This is a genomic window from Paenarthrobacter nitroguajacolicus (assembly GCF_051027655.1).
Classification (GTDB): domain Bacteria; phylum Actinomycetota; class Actinomycetes; order Actinomycetales; family Micrococcaceae; genus Arthrobacter; species Arthrobacter nitroguajacolicus.
Genome location: NZ_CP073234.1, coordinates 1,848,806 through 1,870,428 on the forward strand (window position 1 = coordinate 1,848,806; position 21,623 = coordinate 1,870,428).

The 21,623-nt window shown below is 61.9% G+C and carries 20 protein-coding genes; 15 read left to right on the top strand and 5 right to left on the bottom strand.

The window, feature by feature from the left end; translation table 11 throughout:
• Positions 1 to 173 precede the first annotated feature (173 nt).
• The 9 genes from ftsZ (at position 174) to dnaE (ending at position 10,056) form a co-directional block, all read left to right on the top strand.
• The gene (gene ftsZ, locus KCX59_RS08905; protein ID WP_011774419.1) at positions 174 to 1,394 is read left to right on the top strand and encodes a cell division protein FtsZ; all 1,221 of its coding nucleotides are present in this window, start codon (positions 174 to 176) and stop codon (positions 1,392 to 1,394) included.
• A 25-nt stretch (positions 1,395 to 1,419) separates the two neighbouring features.
• Positions 1,420 to 2,175, top strand: coding sequence for a polyphenol oxidase family protein (locus tag KCX59_RS08910; protein WP_179017389.1), 756 nt, complete (start codon positions 1,420 to 1,422; stop codon positions 2,173 to 2,175).
• Positions 2,168 to 2,926 carry a YggS family pyridoxal phosphate-dependent enzyme gene (locus KCX59_RS08915; RefSeq protein ID WP_178994914.1) on the top strand — a complete coding sequence of 253 codons (759 nt, stop codon included), beginning with the start codon at positions 2,168 to 2,170 and terminating at the stop codon, positions 2,924 to 2,926. The genes KCX59_RS08910 and KCX59_RS08915 overlap by 8 nt, the downstream gene beginning before the upstream one ends.
• A gap of 85 nt (positions 2,927 to 3,011) precedes the next feature.
• On the top strand, positions 3,012 to 3,548 hold the full coding sequence (locus KCX59_RS08920; protein WP_011774422.1) for a cell division protein SepF: 537 nt from the start codon (positions 3,012 to 3,014) through the stop codon (positions 3,546 to 3,548).
• A gap of 106 nt (positions 3,549 to 3,654) precedes the next feature.
• Positions 3,655 to 3,942 carry a YggT family protein gene (locus KCX59_RS08925; protein WP_091466654.1) on the top strand — a complete coding sequence of 96 codons (288 nt, stop codon included), beginning with the start codon at positions 3,655 to 3,657 and terminating at the stop codon, positions 3,940 to 3,942.
• A gap of 156 nt (positions 3,943 to 4,098) precedes the next feature.
• Complete coding sequence (locus KCX59_RS08930; protein ID WP_179017388.1) at positions 4,099 to 4,797, top strand: DivIVA domain-containing protein; 699 nt, start codon at positions 4,099 to 4,101, stop codon at positions 4,795 to 4,797.
• Between the two features lie 115 nt (positions 4,798 to 4,912).
• On the top strand, positions 4,913 to 5,521 hold the full coding sequence (gene lspA / locus KCX59_RS08935) for a signal peptidase II (RefSeq protein WP_179017387.1): 609 nt from the start codon (positions 4,913 to 4,915) through the stop codon (positions 5,519 to 5,521).
• Positions 5,514 to 6,440 (top strand): RluA family pseudouridine synthase, encoded by a 927-nt coding sequence (locus KCX59_RS08940; protein ID WP_091466661.1) that lies wholly within the window; start codon positions 5,514 to 5,516, stop codon positions 6,438 to 6,440. The genes lspA and KCX59_RS08940 overlap by 8 nt, the downstream gene beginning before the upstream one ends.
• A gap of 58 nt (positions 6,441 to 6,498) precedes the next feature.
• On the top strand, positions 6,499 to 10,056 hold the full coding sequence (dnaE, locus tag KCX59_RS08945; RefSeq protein WP_091466663.1) for a DNA polymerase III subunit alpha: 3,558 nt from the start codon (positions 6,499 to 6,501) through the stop codon (positions 10,054 to 10,056).
• 19 nt (positions 10,057 to 10,075) lie between these two features.
• Here dnaE and KCX59_RS08950 read toward each other — a convergent pair whose 3' ends face one another.
• Positions 10,076 to 10,576, bottom strand: coding sequence for a flavin reductase family protein (locus KCX59_RS08950; RefSeq protein WP_341802538.1), 501 nt, complete (start codon positions 10,574 to 10,576; stop codon positions 10,076 to 10,078).
• 114 nt (positions 10,577 to 10,690) lie between these two features.
• Between KCX59_RS08950 and KCX59_RS08955 the strand changes: the two genes are divergently transcribed.
• The 3 genes from KCX59_RS08955 (at position 10,691) to nrdR (ending at position 13,267) form a co-directional block, all read left to right on the top strand.
• Positions 10,691 to 11,224, top strand: a complete 534-nt coding sequence (locus tag KCX59_RS08955; RefSeq protein WP_179017386.1) for a hypothetical protein — start codon at positions 10,691 to 10,693, stop codon at positions 11,222 to 11,224.
• Positions 11,225 to 11,228: 4 nt separating this feature from the next.
• Positions 11,229 to 12,593 carry a histidinol dehydrogenase gene (gene hisD / locus KCX59_RS08960; protein ID WP_178994920.1) on the top strand — a complete coding sequence of 455 codons (1,365 nt, stop codon included), beginning with the start codon at positions 11,229 to 11,231 and terminating at the stop codon, positions 12,591 to 12,593.
• Positions 12,594 to 12,766: 173 nt separating this feature from the next.
• On the top strand, positions 12,767 to 13,267 hold the full coding sequence (gene nrdR / locus KCX59_RS08965) for a transcriptional regulator NrdR (protein WP_091466668.1): 501 nt from the start codon (positions 12,767 to 12,769) through the stop codon (positions 13,265 to 13,267).
• Between the two features lie 60 nt (positions 13,268 to 13,327).
• Here nrdR and KCX59_RS08970 read toward each other — a convergent pair whose 3' ends face one another.
• The 3 genes from KCX59_RS08970 to map all read right to left on the bottom strand — a co-directional run bounded on the left by KCX59_RS08970 (position 13,328) and on the right by map (position 15,869).
• Positions 13,328 to 14,107 carry an SDR family oxidoreductase gene (locus tag KCX59_RS08970; protein ID WP_179017385.1) on the bottom strand — a complete coding sequence of 260 codons (780 nt, stop codon included), beginning with the start codon at positions 14,105 to 14,107 and terminating at the stop codon, positions 13,328 to 13,330.
• Between the two features lie 7 nt (positions 14,108 to 14,114).
• The gene (gene ppgK / locus KCX59_RS08975; RefSeq protein WP_091466671.1) at positions 14,115 to 14,918 is read right to left on the bottom strand and encodes a polyphosphate--glucose phosphotransferase; all 804 of its coding nucleotides are present in this window, start codon (positions 14,916 to 14,918) and stop codon (positions 14,115 to 14,117) included.
• Between the two features lie 72 nt (positions 14,919 to 14,990).
• A complete protein-coding gene (gene map, locus KCX59_RS08980) occupies positions 14,991 to 15,869 on the bottom strand; it encodes a type I methionyl aminopeptidase (RefSeq protein WP_091466673.1) in 879 nt (292 codons plus the stop codon).
• A gap of 108 nt (positions 15,870 to 15,977) precedes the next feature.
• On the opposite strand from map, the gene KCX59_RS08985 reads away from it, so the two are divergent.
• Complete coding sequence (locus KCX59_RS08985) at positions 15,978 to 16,142, top strand: SPOR domain-containing protein (RefSeq protein ID WP_017200863.1); 165 nt, start codon at positions 15,978 to 15,980, stop codon at positions 16,140 to 16,142.
• Positions 16,143 to 16,154: 12 nt separating this feature from the next.
• On the opposite strand, the gene panB is transcribed toward KCX59_RS08985, so the two are convergent.
• A complete protein-coding gene (gene panB / locus KCX59_RS08990; RefSeq protein WP_179017384.1) occupies positions 16,155 to 17,060 on the bottom strand; it encodes a 3-methyl-2-oxobutanoate hydroxymethyltransferase in 906 nt (301 codons plus the stop codon).
• A 190-nt stretch (positions 17,061 to 17,250) separates the two neighbouring features.
• Here panB and glnA point away from each other — a divergent pair, with 190 nt between their 5' ends.
• Together glnA and KCX59_RS09000 are read left to right on the top strand one after the other, a co-directional pair.
• A complete protein-coding gene (gene glnA, locus KCX59_RS08995) occupies positions 17,251 to 18,591 on the top strand; it encodes a type I glutamate--ammonia ligase (RefSeq protein WP_011774437.1) in 1,341 nt (446 codons plus the stop codon).
• 9 nt (positions 18,592 to 18,600) lie between these two features.
• Positions 18,601 to 21,612 (top strand): bifunctional [glutamine synthetase] adenylyltransferase/[glutamine synthetase]-adenylyl-L-tyrosine phosphorylase, encoded by a 3,012-nt coding sequence (locus KCX59_RS09000; RefSeq protein ID WP_179017383.1) that lies wholly within the window; start codon positions 18,601 to 18,603, stop codon positions 21,610 to 21,612.
• Positions 21,613 to 21,623 lie beyond the last annotated feature (11 nt).

The window sequence follows — 21,623 nt, forward strand, 5'->3', positions numbered from 1 at the left end:
CGCGACAATCACACGACACGCGCAAGCGGAGATTGCATGTGGCAACCAGAGGAAATACCGTCGCAGTAGAGTTACTTGACATAACTATAACCTTCAACTAGAGGGTTAAGGTCCAAGGATTCAAGTTGGACTCGATCAGTTTCGCTATAGGACACAAGCAAGGGGCACGAAACGTGGCAGCACCGCAGAATTACTTGGCCGTCATCAAGGTCGTCGGCATCGGCGGCGGTGGCGTGAACGCAGTCAACCGCATGATCGAGGTCGGCCTTCGGGGCGTGGAGTTCATCGCCATCAACACCGACGCGCAGGCGCTGCTCATGAGCGACGCCGACGTCAAGCTCGACGTCGGACGTGAACTCACCCGCGGCCTCGGTGCCGGGGCAAACCCGGAGGTCGGCAAGCAGGCAGCAGAAGACCACGCCGACGAGATCGAAGAAGTTCTCCGTGGTGCTGACATGGTCTTCGTTACTGCAGGCGAGGGTGGTGGCACCGGAACCGGTGGCGCCCCCGTGGTCGCGCGCATCGCCCGCTCCCTCGGTGCGCTGACCATTGGCGTCGTAACCCGTCCGTTCACCTTCGAAGGCCGACGCCGCGCAGGCTCTGCCGAGGCCGGCATTGACGCCCTCCGCGACGAAGTCGACACCTTGATCGTCATCCCCAACGATCGCCTCCTGTCCATCAGTGATCGCAACGTCTCCGTCCTGGACGCCTTCCGCTCCGCGGACCAGGTGCTCCTTTCCGGTGTCCAGGGCATCACGGACCTCATTACCACCCCGGGCCTGATCAACCTTGACTTCGCTGACGTCAAATCCGTCATGCAGGGCGCAGGCTCGGCCCTCATGGGCATCGGTTCCGCCCGTGGCGAAGACCGCGCTGTCAAGGCTGCCGAACTGGCCATCGCCTCCCCGCTCCTGGAAGCATCCATCGACGGTGCCCACGGAGTCCTTCTTTCCATCCAAGGCGGCTCCGATCTCGGGCTGTTCGAGATCAACGAGGCTGCCCGCCTTGTGCAGGAAGTGGCCCACCCCGAGGCAAACATCATCTTCGGTGCCGTCATTGACGACGCCCTGGGTGACGAAGCACGCGTGACTGTCATTGCCGCAGGCTTCGACGACGTCAAGGCAACTTCGCCCTCCATGGACCAGTCACGTCCGGCCCAGAACCCTGTGCCCTCGGACCGCCCGGCTGCTCCGAGCAGCGCGCCTTCCAGCGCTGCCGCACCGCAGCACGCTACGGCTGGTATCGGCGCAGCAGGGTTGAGCAACTGGGGCCAGCAGCGTCCGTCCGCCCTGCCCGCGGACTCCGGCTTCGACGTCGACCTTCCGGCAGTGGTTGAACCCGATCTTTCGGGCAGCCGCTCCGACGACCTCGACGTTCCCGACTTCCTGAAGTAAGCCACGTTCGGAGAGTCAGTACCAGGTGTTTTGGTGGCGAAATGAAGTACGGCCCGGCGTTTCTGTAGCCTTCACGGATGCAGGCGCCGGGAATCTGGCTCTCCATGTGGGGGACGATCCCTCGGACGTGATGGCCCATCGTGTCCGGTTGGAACAGGCTATTGGCCTGAGCGCCAATGGTCCGGTTGCAGGGCAGTTCCAATATATGGATCAGGTCCACGGCAACCACGTTGAGTTCATTGCGGCATACGGTCCGGGACCCACTGCTGACGCTATGGTCTCCACCGCCGGGGGATCGTCCAGCCCGCAAGCGACCACAACATTCCCGCGTCCACCACAGCCTCTGGCTGTCATGGTGGCTGATTGCGTCCCGGTTGTGCTCGTTGGGAGTGACGCCGACGACAACCCCGTCATAGCTGCTGCCCACGCCGGGCGTCCCGGTGTCGCTTCTGCCGTTGTACCTGCCACCGTCGAAGAAATGCGTCGCCGGGGAGCCGCCAACATCAGCGCATGGCTCGGTCCGTCGATCTGCGGATCCTGTTATGAGGTCCCGGAACAGCTGCGGGCCGACGTCGCAGCAAAAGTTCCCGAAACATGGTCTTCCACCTCGTGGGGAACGCCGGCCTTGGACCTGCCCGCAGGTGTCCGGGCCCAGTTGGCTGCACTCCACGTCACCGTGGAGTATTCCGGAGCATGCACCCTCGAAAACGACTCCCTATTTTCCTACCGGCGGGACTCCCGAACCGGTCGATTCGCAGGTTTGGTGTGGACACATGACTAGCGTTGGATATGACAATGAACAAGGGCAGGATTCGGGCGGCGACCCCCGGACCGCTGAGCTTGCTCATCGGCTCGGCCTCGTCCGCCAACGGATGGAATCTGCCGTCCACGTTGCCGGGCGAACTGATTCACCGCGGCTGATTGTGGTCACCAAGTTCCATCCCGCGGCCGACGTCCGTCGCTTGGTCGCCCTCGGCGTTACGGACGTCGGCGAAAACCGCGACCAAGAAGCTGCCGCCAAGAGTGCTGAGCTCACACATGTTGACGTCAAGTGGCACTTCATTGGCCAGCTTCAGAGCAATAAGGCGAAGTCCGTGGCCAAGTATGCCTCGTCGGTCCAGTCCATCGACCGAGTGGCGGTTGTTGACGCTTTGGCCAAGGCCATCGCCCGTGAAAAGGATGCCACGGGGCGGAGCGACCTCGATTGCTTCATCCAGGTCAGCTTGGACGACGACGCCGGCGCTCACCGCGGCGGTGCCAACCCTTCCGACGTCGAGGTCCTTGCAGGAAAAATAGAATCAGCTGAAGGGCTGCGGCTGGCCGGGCTGATGGCAGTGGCGCCGCTGGGGGCTGATCCGAATGCCGCGTTTGAGAAGCTCGCGGGGATTTCCCAGGCCCTCTGCGCCGTTCATCCCGCCGCAACAGGAATTTCTGCGGGGATGAGCCAGGACCTGGAAGCAGCGGTGAAGTTCGGGGCGACACACCTGAGAATTGGCTCCGATATTCTCGGTTCCCGTCCGGCCGTGGGGTAGCGTCAAAGTATTGGAATGACGGGCCGGGGTTCCAATATGTCAAGTCATGGCGGCCCGCCTACTGCAGAAATGATAGGAGTGCACCATGGCTGGCGCTCTGCGCAAGACAATGATCTATCTTGGGCTCGCCGACGGCGATGAACACTACGAATCTGAGCAGTCCGTCGCCACGCACCACGATGAAGAACGCCCCCAGGCACAGGAACGGGAAGAGCGCCGTGCGCCTGCTCCCGTCCGGGAAGTTGTCCGTGAAATGCCCACTGTTGATGCCGAAGAGGAATACCGCGCACCCGTGACACCCATCAAGCGTGCGGCGTCCAGCCGCGAAGATGCCTCGGGCCTGAGGCAGATCACCACCGTTCACCCGCGTTCATACAACGATGCCAAGGTCATCGGTGAGAGTTTCAGGGATGGCATTCCTGTGATCATGAATGTCACTGACATGGGCGAAGCAGACGCCAAGCGACTCGTGGACTTCTCTGCCGGCCTTGTTTTTGGCCTGCACGGCAGCATCGAGAGGGTGACCAACAAAGTCTTCCTGTTGTCGCCGTCGTACGTTGAGGTCATCGGAGATGACAAGAAGGCCAGCGAAACGCAGGCCAGTTTCTTCAACCAGAGCTGACAACAGTTTTTTGCGGATGCCAGGCGGGTCAACCCGCCTGGCATCTGTGTTGCAATAGTAGGGACCGATCCGCATTCCGGAACAAGTGGGAGATCTGAGCTAACTCGTGGGCATTGTTTTCGGCCTTATCTATATTGTGTTGTTGCTGTTCTTCATTGCCCTGATCATCCGACTCATCTTCGAATGGGTCCAGATGTTCGCCCGCCAGTGGCGGCCAAGGGGTGTGGCGTTGGTTACAGCCCATGTGGTGTACTCCGTAACGGATCCTCCGCTTGGCAGGCTCCGCAAACTCATACCACCCCTTCAACTGGGCGGAATATCGCTGGATCTGGGCTTCCTGATCCTGATTATTGCCGTCAGCATTGCCATGGCAGTAACCAGCAGCCTGGCGTAGCTGCTCCGCGGAACCCGGGCCACCGATGGTCCATAGGCCGCAAATTCTCCAAATCAACACGATGGTGTTGAATTAGAGGAACAAGATGATATTTAGGTACCGTAGTTTTGAACGGCCGGAAGGCCTACTGACTAACTAGACCAACGAGGTGACCAGATGGCTTTGACGCCAGAAGACGTTGTCAACAAGCGCTTTCAGCCGACCAAGTTCCGCGAAGGCTACGACCAGGATGAGGTCGATGACTTCCTCGACGAGATCGTGGTGGAACTTCGCCGCTTGAACCAGGAGAACGACGAACTTCGCAAGAAGCTCGGCGAGGCCGGATCGGCTGTTCCTGCTGCAACTGCTGCAGCCCCGGTCGTCGAGAAGGTTCCGGCCCCGGTCAAGGTCGACAAGGAAGCAGAGGCGAAGGCGGAAGCCGAAGCCAAGGCTGCCGAAGCTGCCAAGAAGAAGGAAGCCGAGCAAGCTGCTGCCGCTTCCGCAGCTCCGAAGGCACCCGCTGCCGGCAACGGCGTCACCTCTTCCGCTGAGTCTGCTGCAGGCCTGCTTGCCATGGCACAGCAGATGCACGACAAGCACGTTTCAGACGGTGCGCAGCAGAAGGAAAAGATCATTGCCGAGGCTCAGATCGAGGCTTCCAGCCTCGTCAACGACGCCCAGGAGAAGTCCCGCAAGATCCTTGGTGCCCTCGAGCAGCAGCGCTCAGTTCTTGAGCGCAAGGTTGAGCAGCTCCGCGGCTTCGAGCGCGACTACCGTTCACGCCTGAAGGCTTACATCGAGGGTCAGCTCCGCGACCTCGACGCCCGTGGGTCCGTTGCTGCCCCTGAGGTCGGCGAAGCAACCGCAGACGTTTAGCAAGTATTCTGAAAGCCGGTGGCTGAGGACTCCTCGGCCGCCGGCTTTCGCTGTTAAAGACTGACAGCGGCCAAAAGCTGACAGCAGCCCGCCACGCTTCCCGAATGAAAGCACTATGACCGACGACTTCACCGCTGACGCCGCACAACCGGCGCCTGCTGAGCGCCGTAAGTGGCGTCCTGCCATGCTCTGGCTCTTTGCCGGCTTCGCCGTGTTCGCCTACGTTTTTGATCAGCTCACCAAGCTCTGGGTGACCAGCACCATGACAGAGGGTGAGCGCATTCCTGTGCTGCCTCCGTTGCTGCACTGGTACTACATCCGTAATTCCGGGGCGGCGTTTTCCATCGGCGAGAACGTGACATGGATCTTCACGATCGTCATGGCAGCTGTTTCCGTGGCGATCCTCTTCCAATTGCGAAAGTTGGGTTCTGCGTGGTGGGCGCTTTCCCTGGGGTTGTTGCTGGGAGGGGCTCTCGGCAACTTAACCGACCGTTTGTTCCGTGAGCCATCCTTCGCCATGGGGCACGTGGTGGACTTCATCCAATTGCCGAACTTCGCCATCTTCAACATCGCCGACTCGGCGGTGGTGTCGGGCGTCGTTATTATTTGCCTCCTGACGCTGCGAGGCGTCGGCATGGATGGAACGCGGCATGTAGCAATACCCAAGCCCGCCAAAGATGCGAAGCCTGCGGGCGGCACTAGCGGGGAGCCTGCTGGTGAGTGAATCTGTGGTGGTCCCCGAAGAGCTGGCCGGCGTTCGCGTTGACGCAGGCCTGGCGCAGCTTCTGGACATTTCGCGCTCCGCGGCTGCGCTGCTGATTTCCGAGGGAAACGTCACAAGCGGCGGAGTGGCAATGGGTAAGTCGGCAAAGCTCGTTGCCGGCGCGTTGATTGATGTCACGGTTCCCGAGCGTCCGGATCCCTTGGAAGTCGTGGAGGAAGTTGTGGAAGGCCTGAAGATCCTGCTGGACGACGAGGAATTCGTTGTCATCGACAAGCCTGTGGGGGTTGCTGCCCATCCCTCGCCCGGCTGGGTGGGCCCTACTGTAGTGGGGGGTCTCGCCGGTGCCGGATACCGGATTTCAACCTCAGGAGCGCCTGAGCGGGCGGGAATCGTTCACAGGCTCGACGTCGGTACTTCCGGCGTGATGGTCGTGGCCAAGACCGAGCACGCCTACACGGTCCTGAAGCGGGCGTTCAAGGAACGTACCGTGGAGAAGGTTTATCACGCAGTCGTTCAGGGACTGCCTGATCCGCTGGAGGGCACTATTGACGCGCCGATCGGTCGTCACCCCGGCCATGACTGGCGGTTCGCCGTCATCGAGGACGGCCGGCCGTCAGTGACCCATTACGAGGTCCTGGAAGCTTTTGGCAAGGCGACCTTGGTGGAAGTCCATTTGGAGACCGGCCGGACGCACCAGATCCGAGTCCACTTCTCGGCGCTTCGGCATCCGTGTGCCGGAGATCTCACCTATGGGGCAGACCCTCGTCTCGCTGCGAACCTCGGCCTCACCCGGCAATGGTTGCACGCCCGCCAGCTGGGCTTCACCCACCCCCGCACGGGCGATTGGGTTGAAGTCAGCAGTGACTACCCGGCGGACCTTCAGTACGCCCTGGATTTGCTCGCGACAGGCTCCGCATAGACAGGATTCACTGCCCCGGGTCCGACTTGTGTCGGACCCGGGACGGTAGACTGTCGTGGTGACTTCCAGCAATGATTCGTTCGTCCATCTGCACACCCACACCGAATACTCCATGCTGGATGGAGCTGCCCGGCTCGGTGAGTTGTTCGATGAAACCGAACGCCTGGGGATGCCCGCCCTGGCCACCACGGACCATGGATATTTGTTCGGAGCTTTCGACTTTTGGCGCAAGGCCACGGACAAGGGCATCAAACCGATCATCGGTGTCGAAGCCTACGTAACCCCTGGTACCGCCCGCGGGGACAAGGAGCGCGTGCGCTGGGGCGATGAAAGCCAGCGCAAGGACGACGTCTCGGGTGGTGGCTCGTATACCCATATGACCCTCCTGAGTTACAACAACGTGGGCATGAGGAACCTGTTCAGGGCTTCATCCATCGCCTCCTTGGACTCCGTCTTTGGTAAATGGCCGCGGTTGGACCGGGAACTACTCAACACATACTCCGAAGGCTTGATCGCCACCACAGGTTGCCCTTCCGGGGAAGTCCAGACCAAGTTGCGGCTCGGTCTTTACCGTGAGGCTGTGGAAGCCGCAGCTGAATTCCGCGATATTTTTGGCGCGGAGAACTACTTCTGCGAACTGATGGATCACGGGCTGGACATTGAACGGCGCGTCACGGGCGATCTCCTGCGCCTTGCCAAGGAGCTCAACCTCCCGCTGGTGGCCACCAATGACCTCCATTACACGCATGAACATGATGCCAAGGCCCACGAGGCCTTGTTGGCCATCCAATCCGGTTCCACGCTCCTGGAGCCGACGTATGACAACGGCGGTTCGCGCTTCGCGTTCTCCGGCAGCGGCTACTACCTGAAGTCGCCGCAGGAGATGCGGGAGCTGTTCCGGGACCACCCTGAAGCCTGCGACAACACGCTGCTCATCGCCGAGCGCTGCGAAGTTTCCTTCAACACCGGCGCCAACTACATGCCGCGCTTCCCCTGCCCTCCGGGGGAAGACGAGACCTCCTGGCTGGTCAAGGAAGTGGATACCGGCCTGAAGTACCGCTACCCCCAAGGCATTCCTGACAAGGTCCGGAAGCAGGCGGACTACGAGCTGGGCGTCATCACGTCCATGGGATTCCCGGGATACTTCCTGGTGGTTGCCGACTTCATCAACTGGGCCAAGAACAATGGCATCCGTGTAGGTCCCGGCCGCGGATCCGGTGCAGGCTCCATGGTGGCGTACGCCATGCGCATCACTGACCTCGACCCCCTGCAGCACGGCCTGATCTTTGAACGCTTCCTTAACCCGGATCGCGTTTCCATGCCCGACTTCGACGTCGACTTCGATGATCGCCGCCGCTCCGAGGTGATTGACTACGTCACCAAGAAGTACGGCGACGAGCGTGTGGCCATGATCGTCACGTACGGCACCATCAAGACCAAGCAGGCGCTCAAGGACTCCTCGCGCGTGCTGGGCTACCCGTTCAGCATGGGTGAGACGCTGACCAAGGCACTTCCTCCTGCCGTTATGGCCAAGGACATTCCCTTGGCGGACATCCAGAACCCGGAATCCAAGCGTTACAGCGAAGCTGGGGATTTCCGCCAGCTGATCGCCACGGATCCGGAGGCCGCCAAGGTCTTCGAGACTGCCCTGGGCATCGAGGGACTGAAACGCCAGTGGGGTGTTCACGCCGCCGGTGTCATCATGTCCTCGGACCCCATCATCGACGTCATTCCCATCATGCGCCGTTTCCAGGACGGCCAGGTCATCACCCAGTTCGATTACCCGACGTCCGAAGGCCTCGGCCTGATCAAGATGGACTTCCTGGGTCTCCGAAACCTGACGATCATTTCGGATGCCCTGGAAAACATCAAGATGAACCGCGGCGTCGACCTTGATCTGGAAAACCTGGAACTCGACGACGCTGCGTCCTACGAGCTCCTGGCGCGCGGTGACACCTTGGGGGTGTTCCAGCTCGACGGCGGGCCCATGCGGTCCCTGCTCAAGCTCATGAAGCCTGACAACTTCGAAGACATCTCCGCTGTTCTTGCCCTGTACCGGCCTGGACCCATGGGCGCCAACGCCCACACCGACTACGCCCTGCGCAAAAACGGGATCCAGGAAGTCATTCCCATCCACCCGGAGCTGGAAGAACCGCTGAAGGAAATCCTGGGCGGCACCTTTGGCCTGATCGTGTATCAGGAGCAGGTCATGGCCGTGGCCCAGAAGCTGGCCGGCTACTCGCTTGGACAGGCAGATATCCTCCGCCGCGCCATGGGTAAGAAGAAGAAGTCCGAGCTGGACAAGCAGTTCGCCGGCTTCTCCCAAGGCATGCAGGACAACGGCTACTCCATGGCCGCCGTCAAGACGCTGTGGGACATTCTGCTGCCGTTCTCCGATTACGCCTTCAACAAGGCCCACTCGGCAGCATATGGCGTTATCTCGTACTGGACGGCCTACTTGAAGGCGCACTACGCGCCGGAGTACATGGCTGCCTTGCTGACGTCCGTGGGTGATGACAAGGACAAGTCCGCCATCTACCTCAACGAGTGCCGTCGAATGGGCATTACTGTCCTCCCGCCGGACGTCAACGAATCCTCGCTGAACTTCACCCCGGTGGGAACGGACATCCGCTTCGGCATGGGCGCTATCCGCAATGTCGGCGTCAATGTGGTGGATGCCATGGTGGCTGCCCGCAATTCCGAGGGCAAATACACATCCTTCAAGGATTTCCTCCTCAAGGTGCCCGCCGTTGTGTGCAACAAGCGCACCATCGAATCGCTGATCAAAGCCGGAGCGTTCGATTCACTCGGTCACCATCGGCGTGCTTTGGCGATGATCCACGAAGAAGCCATCGACTCTGTGATCACGCTCAAGCGCAACGAGGCAATTGGCCAGTTCGATCTCTTCGCGGGCTTTGAAGACCAAGAGCCCGAGGCGTCGCTGACCACCGAAATCCCGGATCTGCCCGAGTGGGAGAAGAAGGACAAGCTGTCCTTCGAACGGGACATGTTGGGCCTTTACGTTTCAGACCATCCCTTGCAGGGGCTGGAGGGCGTCCTCAGCCAGCACGCTGAACAGTCCATTACGTCGATCATCGCCGAGGACGGACCGCACGACGGTGCGATAGTCACCATTGCGGGCATGATCACCTCGTTGAGCCGCAGGATTGCCAAGGCCAGCGGAAACGCCTATGCCCGAGCAGAAATCGAAGACCTGGGCGCTTCCATGGAGGTCATGTTCTTCGGCCAGGTTTACGGTCCCATCGCCTCGGTCCTGGCCGAGGACTTGATCGTTGTGGTCAAGGGCCGCCTGCAGCGCCGCGATGACGGAGCGGTCACTTTGAACTGTATGGAGCTGTCCGTCCCGGACCTCAGTGAAAGCGTGAACGGTCCCGTGGTGATCACCATTCCCACGTTCAAGGCCACCGAGGCAGTAGTGACTGACCTGCGTGACGTGCTGCGAACCCACCGCGGAAATTCGGAAGTCCGGCTCAAGCTGATGGGGGACACGAAGGTGGAGGTCATGGGCTTGCCCGTCCATATGCGGGTCAACCCCAGTCCTTCGCTTTTTGGTGACTTGAAGGTCCTGCTGGGTCCTGCCTGCCTGGATAACTAGCAGGCTCGCGGCCGCTCGGTCAGATTTCGTAATCGAGCGGCGCGGGCTTGCTGTAACCGCCGCTGTGGTACAGCAGTGGAGTGCCGTCCTCGCCCACCTGGCCGTCTATGACCTCGACTACCACCACAGCGTTGTTCTCGAAAGACAGGCGCATCTGGATTCTGCCCACGAGCCAACCGCTGACATCCTTGAGAATAGGCACGTCGTGGGGGCCCGGCTCCCAATGGTCGCCGTCGAACCGGTCGCGTGTCCGTGCGAAGCGATTGGCGAGGGCTTGGTTTTCCAGCCCCAGCATGTGGACTCCGATGTACTCCGCGTTGGCCACGGCGGGCCAGGAACTGGAACTCCTGGCCATGTTGAAGGTGAAGCGGGGCGGCTCGGCGGATAGCGAGGCCACAGACGTGGCGGTGAAGCCGAAAGGGCTTCCGTTGAGGTTCGCCGTGATGATGGCTACTCCAGCGGCATGCCGACGGAACATCTCCCTGAAAGTCTGCTCGAAGCCGGATGGTTCGCTGGGCACGTCGGTTTTCTCCTGAATTGGGGCCTTGCATGTCTTCTTCTTCAGGGTATTCCTCCGGGACTGCGAGCCCCACATTTTGTCGGGTCGGCGTAAACCTTTGTTAATGTGAGGTGCATGACCGATTCCACCGTGCACGTCCCTGCCGTCGCAGAACAGATCTCTGCCTCCAAACCCCGGCGCTCGAAGGACGTCCTGTGGTTGGTCCTTCCGGCGGCTTTGGGTGTGGTTGCCGGATTCATCTGGTGGCTTCTTGCTCCGGGTGGACTGAACCTGGTCTCGGGCAATCCGGATCTGGCGAATGCGGCCAACCCTGATTCCTGGCTTCCGCGGGACTTGGTCCTCGCAGCCCTGATGCTGCTGGCAGGGTGCCTCACCGGCGTGATGCTGGACGGAAAGTTAAACGGAGATGGTGCCGCGCGGCGCTTGGCCTTTGCTCTCCTTGGGGGTGCTTTGGGCGCGGTCTTCGCATGGCTGATTGGGCTGCTTGCCGCCCAGTTGCTGGGGCCCGCCCCGGATCCTGCCCTTGGCCCCGGGTTTGGCTTCACGCTGCGCTCCTACGCTGTACTGGTTCTGTGGCCTGCTGCCATCGCTTTTATCACGTTTGTCCTGGCACTGTTCGGGGTTCTGTCGAAGAAACCCGTAAAATAGCCGGGTGACCACTTCCTCGGATACTTCCGCCCTCTCCACTGACGCCCTAAATTTCCGAAGCATCGATTTCCGGGGCCGCCGCCTTACCTTGGCGGAGCTGCGCGCAGCTGTGCCAAGGGCACAGCATCAGACGATGGCAGAGGCCGAACAGAAGGTCCTGGACATCATTTCCGACGTCCGTAGCCGCGGCTTTGCCGCCTTGGCCGAACTGGCCAGGAAATTCGACGGCGTGGAGCAGTCACACCCCAGGGTCCCGGCGGAGGCACTTACCCAGGCGCTGACGGAACTTGACCCAAAGGTCCGCGCTGCCTTGGAGGAGTCCATCAACCGCGCCCGGCAATTTGCTGACCAGCAGCGCCCTGCCAATGTGGATGTACAACTTGGCGACGGTGCCGTTGTCAGCCAAAACTGGATTCCTGTGGGACGCGTTGGGCTCTACGTTCCCGGTGGACTCGCTCCGCTGGCATCTTCAGTCATCATGAACGTGGTCCCCGCGGTTGCCGCCGGCGTGGAGTCCATTGCGCTTGCCTCTCCGCCGCAGAAAGACTTTGGCGGCCTCCCGCACCCCACCATCCTGGCCGCGGCGAAGCTCCTGGGCATTGACGAGGTGTACGCCATCGGCGGCGCACAGGCCATTGTTTCGTTTGCGTACGGCATCCCTGGCACGGGTGATGAACTGTCTATTGAGCCTGTTGACGTTGTCACGGGCCCGGGCAACATTTTTGTGGCCACAGCCAAGCGCCTCGTCAAGGGTGTGGTGGGCATCGATTCCGAGGCCGGAACCACGGAGATCGCCATCCTTGCCGACGCCACCGCGCAGGCCCCGTTGGTGGCCGCCGACCTCATAAGCCAGGCGGAGCATGATCCCAAAGCAGCCTCCGTCCTGGTGACTGACTCCGCGGAATTGGCTGACGCCGTCGTGCTTGAACTGGCGAGGCAGGCCGCTGGAACAAAGCACCGTGCCCGCGTTCTTGAGGCGCTGTCCGGACCGCAGTCCGGTGTGGTGCTGGTGGATGATCTTGAGCAGGGGATCGCGGTCTGCAACGCATACGCCGCTGAACACCTGGAAATCATGACGGCCAACGCGGCCACGGTTGCAGCGCGGATTCGTAACGCGGGAGCGATCTTCGTGGGCGACTTCAGCCCGGTCAGCCTGGGGGACTACTGCGCAGGTTCCAACCACGTGCTGCCCACCAGCGGTACGGCCGCTTTCTCGTCCGGTCTCAACGTCACCACGTTCCTCCGCGCGGTCCAGGTCATCAACTATGACCGCGCCGCCTTGGAGCAAGTCAGTGGACACATTGTGAGCCTGTCGGGTGCAGAGGACCTTCCGGGCCACGGAGATGCTGTTCGAATTCGCTTCGCGTAGGGCCTCAACCACTACATATGTGGGTGGCTACCACTACATGTAGTAATTACACGCTTGTCATTACCGCATGGCGGACCGTAAACTGGTGCCGGAAGTGAATCTTCCGGCACCTTTGCGTATCCGGCGTCCTGCCGCATGCGATTCCGTGCCGGAGCCGTCAGGGGAGGCCCAGCGTGTATTGTCCGTTTTGCCGGAATCCCGACTCCCGCGTCGTCGACAGCCGAATGGCTGACGACGGTTCATCCATCCGCCGCCGACGCCAGTGCCCGGAATGCGGACGTCGCTTCACCACAGTGGAAACCACCAGCTTGTCCGTGATCAAGAGGTCCGGCGTCGGCGAACCATTCAGCCGCATCAAGGTCATCAGTGGAGTCCGCAAGGCATGCCAGGGACGTCCGGTCACGGAGGACGATCTTGCAATGCTCGCCCAGGAAGTCGAGGAGAACATTCGTTCCTCGGGCGCAGCAGAGATCGATGCCCATGAGGTGGGCCTGGCCATTCTGGGCCCGCTCCGGAAGCTTGATGAAGTGGCATACCTTCGTTTTGCCAGCGTGTATCAGGCGTTTGAGTCCCTGGAGGACTTCGAATCAGCCATCTCGCTGCTACGCCATGAGGCAGAAGCGGCCAAGGCAGGCGCCAAGCAAGTCAAGGGTTCGGAAAAGAGCCAACTATAGCTCCGGTGGCGGCAGCGGAGGGGAAGCCGCAGCCGCCACCGGCATCAATCCTGACCGGGATCAGCGCCCGCCGGACACAGGGAGCACGGCTCCGGTAATGTACCCGGCCTCGTCCGACATCAGCCACATCACCGCCGCAGCCACCTCCTCCGGCTCCGCGCCGCGGCCCATCGGGATGGTTGGGTTCAGCCTCTCCACGCGGTCCGGCATTCCAGCCGCTGCGTGGAGGCCGGTATTGGTGCTGCCCGGGGCAACGGCGTTGACACGGATGCCCTGCTTGGCCACTTCGGCGGCAAGGCCCACAGTCAAAACATCCACTGCCCCCTTGGTGGCCGCGTAGTGGACCCAGGTTCCGGGCGAGCCCGCCTTGGTGGCTGTGGAGGAGACATTGACGATGGAACCGCCGCTGCCGCCGTTGTCCTTCGAAAGTCGCCGAACTGCTTCCTGGCACATGAAAATCATTCCGGCCACGTTGACATCAACAACCCGTTGGACCGTTTCCGCCGGTACCTCCATGAGGGCACCGATCAGGTTCCCCGTGATGGCGGCGTTGTTGATCACGGCGGTCACAGGACCCCAGCCGGTGGCTTCGTCGAACAGGCGTCCGACGTCGGCCGGTTGGCTGACATCCGCCTGCACGGCGCGTGCCTTGCCCCCTTTGGCCACGATGTCGTTGACCACGGTCCTTGCACCTTCAGCGTCTGCGGAGTAATTGACCACCACGTGATACCGGGCAGCCGCCGCGGCGAGTGCTACGGCGGCTCCGATTCCCCGGCTGGCGCCGGTGACGATCGCGACTCCGCGTTCACCATGCTGGTCGGCGGTTTCGGCCTCTGTCATGCCGCGGCTACTTCGCGAGCTTGTGGTGCAAAGCGACCTCGAGTGCCGCGCCCACAATGCCGGCGTCATTCTTCAACTTTGCCGTGACGATTTTGGTCCGCAGCTCAAGGTGCGGGAAGTACTCGTCGGAGCGTTTGGAAATGCCGCCACCCACAATGAACAGCTCGGGGGAGAACAGGAACTCCACGTGCTGGAGGTAGCGGTTGAGCAGGACGCCGTACTCGTCCCAGCTCAGGCCATCGCGTTCGCGAGCCACCGCGGAGGCTTTGGTCTCGGCGTCGTGCCCGTCCACCTCAAGATGCCCGAGCTCGGCGTTGGGGACCAGCTGTCCATTGAAGATGAATGCCGATCCGATGCCGGTTCCCAGGGTGATCACCAGGACGGTGCCGTCCACGCCCTCGCCAGCACCGTATCGGGCTTCGGCGAGGCCAGCGGCGTCGGCATCATTGATGACCTCTACGGGACGGCCGAGGCGTTTGGTGAAGGTGGCGTCGATGTTGGTGCCAAGCCAGGTTTTGTCCACGTTGGCCGCCGAGTTGACCACGCCGTGCTGGATGATGCCGGGGAATGTCACACCCACGGGGGAATCCGCTGCCGGCGCGTCGGGACGGCTGGAGAGTTCCTCAACGATTTGGGCGACAACCTCAGCTACAGCCTCTGGAGTGGCGGGCTGCGGAGTGGGAACGCGGAAGCGGTCGCCAATCAACTTGCCCTTCTTCAGGTCGACGATGCCGCCCTTGATGCCGGTGCCACCGATGTCGATACCGATCAACGGGGCGTTCTTGTGGGTCTTCTCATCCTTCTTGGACAATGCATTTCCGATCATGGCAGGAGGGGATGGGCATGGCGCAGCCGCCCGGGCTGCGTGGACCTTCCGGAGAGCTCAGGGAAGGGTAAGGATTTCCGCGCCGGTCTCGGTGACCAGCAGGGTGTGTTCGAATTGGGCCGTGCGTTTGTGGTCCTTGGTGACGACCGTCCAGTCGTCGGCCCACATATCCCATTCGATGGTGCCAAGGGTCAGCATGGGTTCGATGGTGAAGACCATGCCTGCCTCGATCACGGTGTTGTACGCCGGGGCTGCGTCGTAATGCGGAATGATGAGGCCGGTGTGAAAGGCCTCGCCCACGCCGTGGCCGGTGAAATCCCGAACTACGCCATAGCCGAAGCGTTTTGCGTAGGACTGGATGGCACGGCCGATTACGTTGATTTCGCGGCCAGGGGCCACGGCCTTGATGGCCCGGTTGAGCGACTCCTGCGTACGCTCAACCAGCAGACGGGATTCTTCGTCCACGTCGCCAACCAGGAAAGTGTAGTTGGTATCCCCATGCACGCCGTTGATGAAGGCAGTGATGTCAATGTTCAGGATGTCGCCATCCTGCACCACGGTTGAGTCCGGGATCCCGTGGCAAATGACCTCATTGAGCGAGGAACACAGGGACTTGGGAAAGCCCCTGTAGCCGAGGGTGGACGGGTACGCGTTGTGGTCCAGGAGGAACTCGTGCCCCACCTTGTCCAGATGGTCGGTGGTGACGCCCGGCTGGATATGCTTGCCGACCTCGACGATCGCTTGCGCAGCGATCTTTCCGGCAATCCGGATCTTCTCGATGGTCTCCGCTGACTTCACCTCGGAGCCCGTGAACTTGGCGGGTGCCTTCTTGCCGACATACTCCGGCCTGGGAATCGACGCCGGGACGGGTCGTTCAGGGCTGATGGTTCCCGGGGTGAGGGCGCCAATGGGTGCAGTCGAAGCAAGAGAAGGCATAGATTGATCATATAAGGCACACAAGAGACGTAAGTAACAAAGTGTGGCCGGGTTCCTGTGACCCCGCCAACGTTACGCGTCGAAGGGCCCGAAGACTGAGGAGGAGACGTGACGGAGTACTGGTACAACGTCAAGACGCACGAGATCGAAGAGGACGCCTTGTCCGATTGGACCCAGCTCATTGGCCCCTATAAGACCAGGGAAGAAGCCGAGCACGCCTTGGAAAAGGTGAAAGCACGCAATGACGCCTGGGATGCCCAGGACGACGATTAGCCAGGACGTTGCTTAGAAGGAATGCTCCGGTCCGGGGAACTGACCGGACCGGACATCCTCCCCGTAAGCGGCGGCGGCATCACTCAGCGTGGTGCGAAGATCTGCGTATTGCTTGACGAATTTGGCCATCTTGCCGCCACGTAAGCCTGCCATGTCCTGCCACACAAGGACCTGCCCCGTGGTGCTCTTGCCAGCACCGATACCGACGGTCGGGACCCGCAATGCGGCGTCGACGGAGGCTGCGGTGTCCGCAGGAACCATCTCCATGAGGACACTGAAAGCGCCGGCGTCCTGCAGGGCAACGGCGTCCTCGATCAGGCGCTGGGCGTCGTCGCCGCGGCCTTGCACGCGGTAGCCGCCGAGGGAATGTTCGCTTTGAGGGGTGAATCCGATGTGGGCCATGACGGGGATGCCTGCCTGGACCATGGCTTTGACGGTGTCCGCGTAATATGCCGTTCCTTCGATCTTGACGGCGTGCGCCAGTCCCTCCTTGAGGAACCGGACGCCGGTGGCCACCGCCTGACCGGGAGAAACTTCATAGCTCCCGAAAGGCAGGTCCGCTACGATCAGCGCCCGCTTGGCCGCCCTGCTGACTGCCCGTGTGAGGGGAAGGAGCTCATCCACTGTGACAGGGAGGCTCGTCTCGTTGCCGAACACGTTGTTGGAAGCGGAGTCACCCACCAGGAGGACTTCGATTCCCGCCTGGTCAAAGATTTCGGCGGTGTACTGCTCGTATGCCGTCAGCATGGCGAAGTGCTCGCCGTTGTCCTTGGCCTGCTGCAGGTGGTGTATGCGGACCCGGCTGATGGGCTTCCTGCCAGCCGTCGATTGCGCTTGCGCCGCTGGTGCGGGGCCGCTGCCATAAGGTGCGGGAACTTCGGCGGGCGTGGTGGACTCAGGAAGGTTGCTCGGGGCCATGGATAGAGCCTAAGCGGTGCCGACGGCGGCTGCCACCAGTGTGCCCGGCGTCACCTTATGTAAACGCTGTGTTACACGCAGCTACTGCTGCGGCATTAGCACGGAACTCTTAGTAGAGTGAAGGCTGAGCTGTCGTGGCTTCAATCCATTGAAACCAGCGGCATGGACACTGAATCGGAAAAGAGGCCCTATGGACCGCCAGCAAGAGTTCGTTCTGCGGACGATCGAAGAGCGTGACGTGCGCTTCGTACGCTTGTGGTTCACCGACGTCGTGGGTTCCCTGAAATCGGTGGCGCTGGCGCCGGCCGAAGTTGAGGGCGCCTTTGAAGAGGGCCTTGGCTTTGACGGTTCGGCCATCGAGGGCCTTGCCCGTGTGTTCGAGTCGGACATGCTCGCGCAACCGGACCCCTCCACGTTCCAGATCCTGCCGTGGCGTGGCGAGACCGAGCAGACGTCCCGCATGTTCTGTGACGTCCTCACTCCGGATGGTGAACCGTCTGCCGCGGACCCCCGCAACGTCCTCAAGAGGACCCTCGCGAAGGCCGCGGACATGGGCTTCACCTGCTACACCCATCCCGAGATCGAGTTCTACCTGTTGAAGTCGAAGGAACTGGGCCCGGACGGGGCTCCGGTTCCTGTGGACGAAGGTGGCTACTTTGACCACGTACCGGGCGGAGTAGCGCAGGACTTCCGCCGCACCGCCGTGACCATGCTCGAATCGGTCGGCATCTCGGTGGAGTTCAGCCATCACGAGGGCGGTCCGGGCCAAAACGAGATTGACCTCCGTTACGCCGATGCCCTCCAGACCGCGGATAACATCATGACGTTCCGCACGGTCATCAAGGAAGTCGCCCTTCAGCAGGGCACCTACGCCACGTTCATGCCCAAGCCGTTCACGGACCACCCCGGTTCGGGCATGCATACCCACTTCTCGCTTTTCGAAGGCGACACCAACGCGTTCTTCGAAGCCGGAGCGGAGTTCCAGCTGTCCAAGACGGCGCGGCAGTTCATTGCCGGAATCCTCAAGCACGCTCCTGAGTTCACGGCCGTCACCAACCAGTTTGTCAACTCATACAAGCGCCTCTGGGGCGGCGGAGAGGCCCCGAGCTACTTGAGCTGGGGCCACAACAACCGCTCAGCATTGGTACGAGTCCCGCTGTACAAGCCCGGTAAGGGCCAGTCGGCACGCATCGAGTACCGCGGCATCGACAGCGCAACCAATCCCTACCTGGCCTACGCCGTGCTGCTCGGTGCCGGCTTGAAGGGCATCGAGGAAGGCTACGAACTTCCGGCCGCCGCCGAAGACGACGTGTGGTCATTGACCACTGCGGAGCGCAGGGCAATGGGACATGCGCCGTTGCCGGCAAGCCTCCACGATGCCATCCGGGCCATGGAGGAATCCGAACTGGTGGCCCAGATCCTGGGGGAGCAGGTGTTCGAGCACTTCCTGCGCAACAAGCGTGCAGAGTGGCAGGACTACCGCCTCCAGGTCACCCCGTATGAGTTGCAGCGCAATCTCGGCATTCTCTAGGCCGGGCCAATGAGCCTTGCGCGTCGGCTCATCTCAGCCGGATTCAGTGACCTCGAAAAGGGCGAACGGTTTCTTGCTGCTCCGGAACTTGAGGGGATCGACGAGGACGCACTGTTCGCCGGGCTGTCCTTGTCGGCGAGCCCGGACACAGCTCTCCAGTCACTGGTCCGGCTCATTGAGAAGAACCCGGGGCTGAAGAAGCTGGCCGCGGCTGACCCGGACACCAGCGAGCCCATGTACCGGCTTCTGGGTGCCTCGGAGGCCTTGGGGGAGTTTCTCATGCGACGACCGGAGCATCTGGATGTCTTCAATGTCCGGGTCAGCCCGGAGCCGGTCCAAGCTTCCAACGAAGAGCTGCGGGCATTGCTGCTTCGCTCCGTGAAAGCCGAACCGGGCGCTCAACGACCGGTGGCCGGAATCACCGGACTGCCGGCCTACGCGGCCTTGCGGAGCGCCTACCGCCGAGGTTTAACCGAGCTCGCCATCAAGGACATCTGCGCGGCATCCCCAACAGACTTCATGCCCGCGGTCGGTGCCGAGCTGGCCGATCTCGCCGGTGCTGCCATTGAGGCCGCCCTGGCGGTCTCCCGGGCCGAAGCGGCAGCCCAGTTCGACGCTGCGGAAATTTCCCATGTTGGGCTTGCCGTCATTGGCATGGGTAAGTGTGGCGCCCGGGAGCTGAACTACATTTCCGATGTCGATGTCATCTATGTCATCGAAGCAGGGGAGTTGGACGACGCCCGTGCCTCCACCATCGGCACGGCCCTCGCCTCCGGCATTTCCAGGGCGATCTCTTCCTCGGCGCCCGAACCCGGGTTGTGGGAAGTTGATGCCAATCTCCGTCCGGAGGGTAAATCCGGACCCCTGGTTCGTACCCTCCCCTCACATTTGAGCTACTACGCCCGATGGGCCGAAAGCTGGGAATTCCAGGCGCTGCTGAAGGCAAGGACCATTGCCGGCGACCGGGAACTGGGCCAACGCTACGAGAAGGCCGTGGAACCACTTGTCTGGGCATCCGCGGGACGCGAGGGTTTCGTGGAGTCGGTCCAAGCCATGCGCCGCAGGGTGACCGACTATATCCCGGCCGCCGAGGAACAGCGCCAAATCAAGCTGGGTCGCGGCGGGCTCCGTGACGTTGAATTCACGGTCCAGTTGCTGCAACTGGTGCATGGAAAGTCTGACGAGTCACTCAGGTGCCGGGACACCACTTCTGCCATTGCGGCATTGTCTGCGGGCGGCTATATCGGTCGCACGGACGCAGCGGCCTTCGACAACGCCTACCGCTACCTGCGCCTGTTGGAACACAGAATTCAGCTTTTCCAGTTGCGTAGGACCCACCTTATGCCTGTCACTGAGGACGCCCAGCGCTTCCTCGCCAAGGCCGTCCTCGGTCCGTTCGCGCTGGAGCGGCCACACCCTGACCAACTGATGGCCACCTGGCAAAAGACCAAGAAATCCGTCCGTGAGCTGCACGAGCGGATCTTCTACCGGCCGCTGCTCAATACCGCAGCGAAGCTGAGCAGCGAAGATGCGAAGCTCAGCCCGGAGGCCGCCCAGGGTCGCCTCGCCGCACTTGGTTATCTTGATCCCCAAGGCGCCATGCGGCATATCGAAGCGCTCACGGCGGGTGTCAGCCGGCGAGCCGCACTGCAGAGGCAGCTCCTGCCGATCCTCTTGGGGTGGCTCGCCGAGGGAGTGGATCCCGACGCCGGACTGCTGGCCTTCCGTAGGGTCAGCGAAGCCCTGGGAACCACCCACTGGTATTTGGGGCTGCTCCGGGACTCCCAAGCGGCAGCGGAGCGACTCTGCCAGGTCCTGGCTAATTCGCGGCTGATTTCGGACTTGTTGGAAGTGTCTCCGGAGTCCGTTGCCTGGTTGGGCAGCGACAAGGAACTGGCGCCGGTTCCCTTCGAAGCCCAGTGGCAGGAAATCCGGTCCAAGCTTTCCCGCCATGCGGATCCCGAGAGTGCCATGAGGCTGATCCGGCTGATCCGGCGTCGTGAGATCCTGCGCACCGCGATCGGGGATAGCGCTGGATTACTGGACCAGGATGCCGTCGGACTGGCTCTGGCCGAGACGGACCGGGCCGCGGTTCTCGGGGCGCTGCACGTAGCGGAGTCCGTGGTGGCCTCGGCGGGCCCATTGAAAACTGATGTGCTGGTGGTGGCAATGGGGCGGCAGGGTGGTCGCGAGATCGGCTACGGCTCGGACGCGGACGTCATCTATGTGCACCGCGCCCGCCCCGGGTTCACCGATGCTGAGGCGCAAGAGCAGGCGACGGCGATAGTCGCCAAGGTGTCCAGCTTCCTCACCCAGCCGCTCAAGCCTGCGATCATGGCCGAACGAGTGCTAATGGTGGACGCCGACCTCCGGCCGGAGGGCAAAAACGGTGCCATGGTGCGGTCCCTGGAATCGTATGCGGAGTACTACCGACGATGGTCGCTGATTTGGGAGGCGCAGGCGCTTCTGCGAGCCCGCCCGATGGCCGGGTCAGACGAGCTTGCCGCAGACTTTGTACGTCTCATTGATCCCATCCGCTACCCGGAGCAACTTGCGGAGCAGGATGTCCGGGAAATTCGCCGTGTTAAGGCCCGGGTGGAGTCGGAGCGCCTGCCTCGTGGTGCGGACCCGGCCCGGCACGTCAAGCTTGGCCGGGGCGGCTTGAGTGACGTTGAATGGTTGGTTCAGCTCATTCAACTCCAGCATGCCGGAGAACATCCCGAGCTTCGGACCACGTCAACTCTGGATGCCCTGGCCGCTGCGGAGAAGTTGGAATTAATCGCCGAAGACGACGCTGCCCTCCTGAGGGAGGCCTGGCGGCTCGCCAGCCGCATCCGCTCCGCAAACGTCATCGTCACCGGACGTGCCTCGGATCTCCTTCCATCATCGAGGAAAGACCTTGAGGCTGTGGCCCGCTGGTGTGGATATAAACCCGGGAACGCGGGGCACTTCGAAGAGGACTACCTGCGGCTTAGTCGTCGTGCCAGGGGCGTTTTTGAGAAAGAGTTCTACGGCAACTGAGGCGTGGGAGA